Source organism: Loigolactobacillus backii (genome assembly GCF_003946275.1).
Lineage (GTDB): Bacteria > Bacillota > Bacilli > Lactobacillales > Lactobacillaceae > Loigolactobacillus > Loigolactobacillus backii.
The window spans coordinates 1-7,576 of record NZ_RHNQ01000079.1; the positions used below are offsets into that span (position 1 = coordinate 1).

Annotated in this window: 6 protein-coding genes; 3 read left to right on the forward strand and 3 right to left on the reverse strand. The window is 38.9% G+C overall.

Annotated features, from left to right (window positions below; genetic code table 11):
• Positions 1 to 187: 187 nt before the first annotated feature.
• From EKM61_RS10590 to EKM61_RS10600, 3 genes are all read right to left on the reverse strand, one after another.
• Positions 188 to 1,528 (reverse strand): glucose-6-phosphate isomerase, encoded by a 1,341-nt coding sequence (locus EKM61_RS10590; RefSeq protein ID WP_068225156.1) that lies wholly within the window; start codon positions 1,526 to 1,528, stop codon positions 188 to 190.
• Positions 1,529 to 1,737: 209 nt separating this feature from the next.
• Complete coding sequence (locus EKM61_RS10595; RefSeq protein WP_068376756.1) at positions 1,738 to 2,598, reverse strand: GRP family sugar transporter; 861 nt, start codon at positions 2,596 to 2,598, stop codon at positions 1,738 to 1,740.
• 272 nt (positions 2,599 to 2,870) lie between these two features.
• A complete protein-coding gene (locus EKM61_RS10600) occupies positions 2,871 to 3,518 on the reverse strand; it encodes a VanZ family protein (protein WP_068225162.1) in 648 nt (215 codons plus the stop codon).
• Between the two features lie 182 nt (positions 3,519 to 3,700).
• Here EKM61_RS10600 and EKM61_RS10605 point away from each other — a divergent pair, with 182 nt between their 5' ends.
• From EKM61_RS10605 to EKM61_RS10615, 3 genes are all read left to right on the forward strand, one after another.
• Entirely contained in the window at positions 3,701 to 5,863 is a 2,163-nt protein-coding gene (locus EKM61_RS10605) for an LTA synthase family protein (protein ID WP_068225164.1), read from the forward strand.
• A 175-nt stretch (positions 5,864 to 6,038) separates the two neighbouring features.
• Positions 6,039 to 6,815: a hypothetical protein gene (locus EKM61_RS10610; RefSeq protein WP_068225166.1), complete on the forward strand. Its 777-nt coding sequence runs from the start codon at positions 6,039 to 6,041 to the stop codon at positions 6,813 to 6,815.
• A 10-nt stretch (positions 6,816 to 6,825) separates the two neighbouring features.
• Positions 6,826 to 7,404, forward strand: a complete 579-nt coding sequence (locus EKM61_RS10615) for a hypothetical protein (RefSeq protein WP_068225168.1) — start codon at positions 6,826 to 6,828, stop codon at positions 7,402 to 7,404.
• Positions 7,405 to 7,576: the final 172 nt, after the last annotated feature.

The following is a 7,576-nucleotide window of genomic DNA, read 5'->3' on the forward strand; positions in this document are numbered from 1 at the left end:
CTTTTTTATTTTTCTGATTTTCAAAACAGACAAAAAACCGGTATTAGTTATTCACCAATACCAGAAAGTGTAGACCCATAAAAAATAAAAAACCCCTAGGATCATGAAACGTAGGCCGTAATCACGGTTTACATTTCATAGCCTTAGGGGCTTTTTATTTGATTAGAAAACGTCTAAAAAATTATTTTTATAGGCGCTCGTTTAATTCTTTACTTAGTTTTTCAAAACCAGGTTTGCCTAAAAGCGCAAACATGTTCTTCTTGTAAGCTTCAACACCTGGTTGGTTAAATGGATTAATCCCATTCAAGTAACCAGATACAGCAACGGCACGTTCAAAGAAGTAGATTAAATAGCCCAAAGTATAAGCAGTTTGATCTGGAATATGAACACTCATAACCGGAACGCCGCCATCAGTATGTGCTAAAACAACACCCTGATAAGCCTTAGTGTTAACGAAGTCGATTGATTTGCCCTGTAAATATTCAAGACCATCTAAGTTACCTTCTTCTTCAGGTACTTTTAAGTCATGAGTTGGTTTGTCAATCTTGACAACTGTTTCCATCAAATTACGACGGCCTTCTTGGATGTACTGACCTAATGAATGTAAATCAGTTGTAAAGTTAGCTGAAGATGGGTAAATACCTTTTTGATCCTTACCTTCAGATTCACCCATTAATTGTTTCCACCATTCGGAGAAGTACTGCAAAGTTGGTTCGTAATTCTCAAGTAATTCAGTTGTATAACCTTTACGGTACAAAATATTACGTAAAGCAGCATACTTATAAGCGTCATTCTTGGTCACATCAGGATCTGCGTAAGCATCTTCAGCAGCCGCAGCACCTTCCATCATACCGTCAATGTCGCCACCAGCAACAGCAATTGGTAATAAACCAACAGCAGTTAGGACTGTATAACGACCACCGGTACCGTCAGGAATAACGAAGCTTTCGTAGCCTTCAGCATCAGCCTCATTCTTCAAAGCGCCGTTAGCCTTGTCAGTTGTGGCGTAAATACGTTCTTTAGCGCCCTCTGCACCATACTTAGCAACCAACTTTTCTTTGAAGATTCGGAATGCAATTGAAGGTTCAGTTGTTGTACCTGATTTAGAAATAACGTTAATCGAGAAGTCACGATCACCGATTAAATCAAGAAGATCTTGTAGATAAGTTGAACTAATTGAGTTCCCAGCAAAGAAAACTTGTGGTACCTTACGATCTGGTGCCATGTTGTAAAAAGTGCTGCTCAAAAAGTCGATTGAAGCGCGAGCACCTAAGTATGAACCACCGATACCAATTGCAACGAAAACTTCAGAATTACTCTGAATTTTTTTAGCCGCAGCCTTAATCCGAGCAAACTCATCCTTATCGTAATCATGTGGTAAATGCAACCAATCAAGCATCTGTGACTCAACACCGGTGCCATTAACTACCTCGTTATGTGCCGCTGTAATCATTGGTTGAATCTGACCAAGTTCATTATCATGAACAAACGTCTTTAAAGCAGAATCATCAAAAGAAATATGTGCCATCAAAAATAGCCCCCTTAATATAGTAAACTACCATCAATAACTTTAGCCGCTTTAGGCCAAAATTGCAAGATCAAGTCCGCCATTTAGAATGAATAAGTCAAAACAATCTTCATCCGAAAATTATTTAATTATAAAAATTGCTCAAACAAAAATACGGAATAAGAATTAGATTCATCAACTAATTACCTATTCCGTATTTTTAAAATTAATTATGCTTTCATATACCCTAGTAAGACGCCACCCGCAATGACGAATAAACAACCTAGCGTAACGTAAACCATTTCCTTCTTGGTCTTCTTTTCGCCAAGTAAGAAGATACTGCCTAAGGTTGAGATGATGATCCCACACTGAGATAGCGAGTAACTAACAGCTAAGCCCACTTTAGGAATCGAAAGGAACATGAAAATATTTCCGGCGCCCCAAAGTAGCCCGGTTAAAATATTTTTGGCCGTTGCCTTACCCAGTGCCTTTTTGCCGTATGACATGATGCAGGCACCAAGTAGCATTCCGATTGCCTGCGGTAAAATAACCGCGATGGCATTAACCTGGCCCCAATCAACAATAACTGTATAACCCATATAGCCAATTGTTGAGACTAACAGGATTCGCATCCCTCTACCAACTTCGGAATCTCGCGTATCGTTCGTTGTACTGCTAGGATCCTTACGAGAAGTTAAGGTTGCACCAATAATCAAAATAACTAGTGCAATTGAACCCAGCGTTACTTCACGAGTGGTCTGCCATTCATGAAATAACAAAGCACCAGCAAGTGTATTCCCAACCAGTTGCATCCCGGTTGACATTGGTACTGTGCGTGACACACCCATTACCTGCATCGATTGAAATTGCTGACCTTGACCGACACTCCATAATAGCCCGGAAGCAATTCCGACGACGAAAACTTTCACATCTAAAACGGGTTGATAAACTAAATACGCACCCAAAGAAAAGATAAGCGCGCCGATCGTCATTCCTAACGTTTGCTGGTAGGCATTACCACCAAGCTTGCCGCTAACAAGCCCAATACTCCCCCAGGCAACTGCAGGAATTAATGCAATTAAAATATTCACTACTTTTCCTCTATTCTCTCTTTATTTACGAAATGTTATTTTAACGTTTACAAAGTCGACTTGCAACTCTTTTTTCCTAATTAAATCGGTCTGAAAAATGGTATAGATTGCCTTTGAAAGGCTGCCTCGGTACTTAATTTCAAAAATAGACTAGTCACACACGTTTTCATTGAAAGTGTGATTTTATGCACAAAACGTAGCAAACGCCGCAAAAATATTTGGTCTACACCTATTTATTGCTTACCAAATTAACGTTTTAAAAGCGGCACACCTTATTTATGCTTACGCCAAATACGCTTCACTAAGCGCCAAACACCATAACCACAAAATCCTAGTAAGCCACCAATGGTATTAAAGATCAGATCATCAATATCAGCAATTCCCGTAGATAGAAAATACTGACAAGTTTCAATTGAAAGTGAAACGATGGCGCTGAATAAAATGACTGGTATTAAACTCAGTAACCAATTTTTTCTTCGGGTTATAACCCCAAGTCCAAATCCAAAAGGAACAAACCATAGAATGTTGCCGTATAAATTGTAGATGAAGTCAACTATTGATTGTCCTTGGGTGAGTTTCATTGTTTCCACAAAGGGGCGTAAGTTGATCTCCCCACGGGGTAAAGCCAAGTGAGTGACTAACTGTTTAGGAAAATAAATGCCACGAAAGACAGTTAATGCGTATAATAACATTAAATAGAAAACAAACAGGTAAAGAAGCAATTCATGCCGCCAAAAAGACCACCGCCGAAGTTGCAAATGGCGGCGGATTATAAATAACCAACGGATGACTAAAAAGAATAGAAAATATAACATTGTTTTATCAACGCTGTAAAAAATTAAACGAATTAACGGAAAGTGATTGATGTGTGCTGCGTATTGTTCAACCACTAGCTGGTATAACGGCCCCAAAAAAATCATCCTATCACCTGCCCAATAGTAACTTTCTCATTTAGTCTACCAGAACTTCTTTTTTAGATAAGTAATTTGCATGAGCTTTGTAAAAACTTTACTAATTTGTGGGATACTTACACAAGTTTGACTTTTGTTTTCTATAACAGGTAGAATAGCGAAAGAATCTTAGCGGAGGAGCTGCTTTCAGCTTGAAATCAATCTTAAAATCTCAATTTTGGAAACGACGTAGTGGCTTTTTTGTCTTAGTCGTTGGACTTTTTTGGTTAAAAACAATTATTGCTTACTATTTAGATTTTTCTCTTGGAATTAGTGGCATTTTTCAACACCTTATTTTATGGCTAAATCCAATAGCAACAACATTGCTGCTATTTGGTTTAGCCCTCTATATTAAGCGTCCGTGGCTTAGTTACGTCACGCTACTACTGATTGATACTGCCAATACGGCGCTACTTTACTTCAACATTATTTATTACCGCCAGTTCACAGATTTTATGACCATCAATACCATGCTTGGCTATTCAAAAGTTTCCGAGGGTTTAAGTGGTAGTTCGTTGGCCCTGGCCAGTCCCCATGACTTTATTTATTGGATCGACATTATCATTCTCGCAGTTTTATTGCTAGCCCGGCTTATTAAACCAGATAAGCGACCAGTTTCCCGGCGACTGCCGTTAGCGATCACATCAGTGGCGGTTTTGTTATTCTCGATCAACTTAACGTTAGGTGAGGCCGATCGCCCGCAGTTACTCTCTCGTACTTTTGATCGAAATTACATTGTCAAATACTTAGGCTTAGATGCGTTTACCGTTTATGACGCCGTTAAAACGGCACAAAACAATCAAGTTCGTGCTTCTGCAGATAGCGCGGACCTGGATAGCGTTCTAAACTTTATCAATCAGCATTACGCCGCACCTAACCCAAAAATGTACGGTATCGCTAAAGGTAAAAACGTTATCGTTATTCATTTAGAAAGTTTTCAACAATTTTTAATTGATGACAAGGTTAATGGTGAAACCGTCACACCATTTTTAAACAGCCTGTATCACGATAATCAAACCTACTCGTTTAGTAACTTTTTCCATCAAGTCGGTCAAGGAAAAACTAGTGACGCGGAGAATATGCTTGAAACTGGTGTCTACGGACTTCCGCAAGGCTCCGTTTTCACGGCTTTAGGCTCAGATAACACCTTCCAGGCGGCACCAGCAATTTTAAAGCAACAGGCCGGCTACACTTCCGCCGTTTTCCACGGTAACGTTGGTTCTTTTTGGAATCGAAACAACGTTTATAAGAACTTTGGCTACGATAATTTCTACGATGCCAGCTACTTTGATACAACTGGTGATCGTTCAGAACAGTACGGCCTCAAGGATAAACTACTTTTTCAAGGCTCAATCAAGTACCTTGAGCAATTGCAACAACCGTTTTACGCTAAATTTCTTACCGTAACTAATCATTTTCCTTTCCCATTAGACAAGGAAGACGGCAATTTTCCAATTCCAAACACGGGTGATAAGGCAGTTGATAATTATTTTGCTACCGCCCACTATTTGGACCAATCCGTTCACGAATTCTTTAACTACCTTAAGGCCTCCGGATTATATGATAAATCGATTATTATTTTATACGGCGATCACTACGGAATTTCTAATTCGGATAACCTTAGCCTTGCACCACTGCTGGGCAAATCGGCCGATACTTGGAACGATTACGATAACGCTCAGCTACAACGTGTGCCATTCATGATTCACATTCCTGGCCAACACAATGGCGGAATTCAACCGCAATATGGTGGTGAAATTGACGTGTTACCAACCTTAGAACATTTATTAGGCATTAATAACCGTGGCTACGTTCAATTTGGAACCGATCTTTTCTCGGCCAAACATGATCAAGTCGTTCCTTTCCGTAATTCTAACTTTGTGACACCAGATTATACAGTTGTTGATGATAGTATTTATAAGAATAGTGATGGTTCCCTAGTCACCCACCCAAGCACCGCCTTAAAACAGCAAATCGCCAAGGATCAGACTAAGGTTCAAAAAGAACTTCAACTTTCTGATACCGTCAACAATAAAAACTTGCTACGCTTCTACACACCAGCAGGATTCACACCGGTTAATCCGGAAGATTATAATTACCACAACGATTTCGCAAAAGCTAAAAAGATCCGTGATCAACTGGGGAATAAATCAACAAGTCTCTTTTCCAAAAATAATGATCAAAGTACCTCTGATCTCTATAAGACGGACGCCCCTGAACTTGATCACCATGATGTGTCCGCCGATAACGATAGTCAATCTGATTCCACAAGTGGCTCCTCTTACCAGGATTTCTTCTCTGGTTCAGGAAACTAGCTGGATCGGCGCGTAAAAAAGGGTTAAGGCAAAATAAAATTTGCTTTAACTCTTTTTTTAGCACAAATTTCTAATAAAACTTAATTTTTTCCTTTAAATTTCTAGTATTTGTAACAGATATTCATACTTTTTTCAAACTATACCTTTATACTTACTTTTGTGATGAGGTGAAAAGATGAGAATTGTACAACGAGTATTTGCTAGTTTACTGTACCACCGCAAATATGCTGGTACTTTAGGGATTGTCACGGCACTTTTTTTAGTATTAGGTTTAAGTTGTTTAATAATCAAGGACTTTCAGCGTAGTGCTCTAAATCTTTTTCAGGTTCGCCTCGGAATGATTGATCAGCACGCCGCCAATATTTCTAAGTTTCCGGCGTTACGGCAGATTATTTTAGTTCATGAAACGTTAATGAAAAATGAACAAACTATTTTTGTTATTTTACTCTGGGCCCTGGCCTTAATCATTCTGGTTGCTAGTACAGTTAGCCTGATTCATCGACGCTCTGAATTGATTGCCTATCGGTTGGCTGGCAAGAACTTCACAACCATCAGTTGGCAATTTGCCCTTGAAAATGTTGCTTTATTTCTACTCATCTACTTTGTCGTGGTAACATTGCTACTTTGCCTCCAAACGCCATTTATGGCACTTTTAGAGCGACTAAACCAGCGGCTATTCATCGATTCACTATCAACTGCATTAACCAATTTAAAAGATTCTCCCACGGCCGCCGGTTGGGACAACCTGAATCGAATTTTTTCGAATCAAGTAACCCCCTTTAATGGTCACTTATTATTGTTTGGGGGAGCAGATCTGTCATCAGATTTCTTAACTGACTATAGTCAATACTTTGCTAGTATCCTATGGCGCGGTGGTTCAATCGTTTTTACCGCAAGTTACTTACCGGCCTTACTCTACAATTGGCACATTAGTCGTACTATTTTTGAATAGAGGTGTTTACTTGTTTGATTTCCGACCAACAAAGCAAAAAAATAATTTTATTGAGGAATGGCAACAAACTTTTCCGGAAAATAAATTATTTTTAATTTATACGCCTTCACCAACAGCGGCTAAAAAAGTTTACCGTTGCTACGTCCGTCTATTCGCTAAAAATCATCTACTAAAAAGAATTGGCCTAATTACTCAAGAAAAAAATTCAATTCTGCCTTATCTATCCGCGAAAGAAAATATTTTAATTAGTTTTGATAATGCTCAAGTTAAACACACCAAGCTTTGGGAACGTTTTGAAACTAATCTCATTAGCAATCGCGATTTTTTTGAAACATTAGGCAAGGATTTAACGCCACTACAACATTTTTACGTTCAATTTTACCGCCAACTTCTTGCTGGTAAAAAAGTAATCATCATTGATACTTTATTAGATCAATTGCCAGTAACGGTGGTCCGGCAAATTATGACCGAATTCGACAGTATCATCCACGATATTGATACTTCAATCATTATCTTAACGGCTAACCAAGAATTAATTCAGGCTAACCCCCAAGCTAGCCTGGACACCCCACCTTTCGTACAAAAATAAGAAGTGGGCCAAAAGTCAGTTTTGGTTCACGTTCTAGAGCAATGATCAGAAATAGTAAAAGGCCAGGACTTTTGTCCTAGCCTTTTACTATTTTTGTAAGCAGTAAATAATCGACCGTTTAAAAAAGGCAAACCGGCTTCTCGAAATTGAGAAATCGGTTTGTCTTTTACAT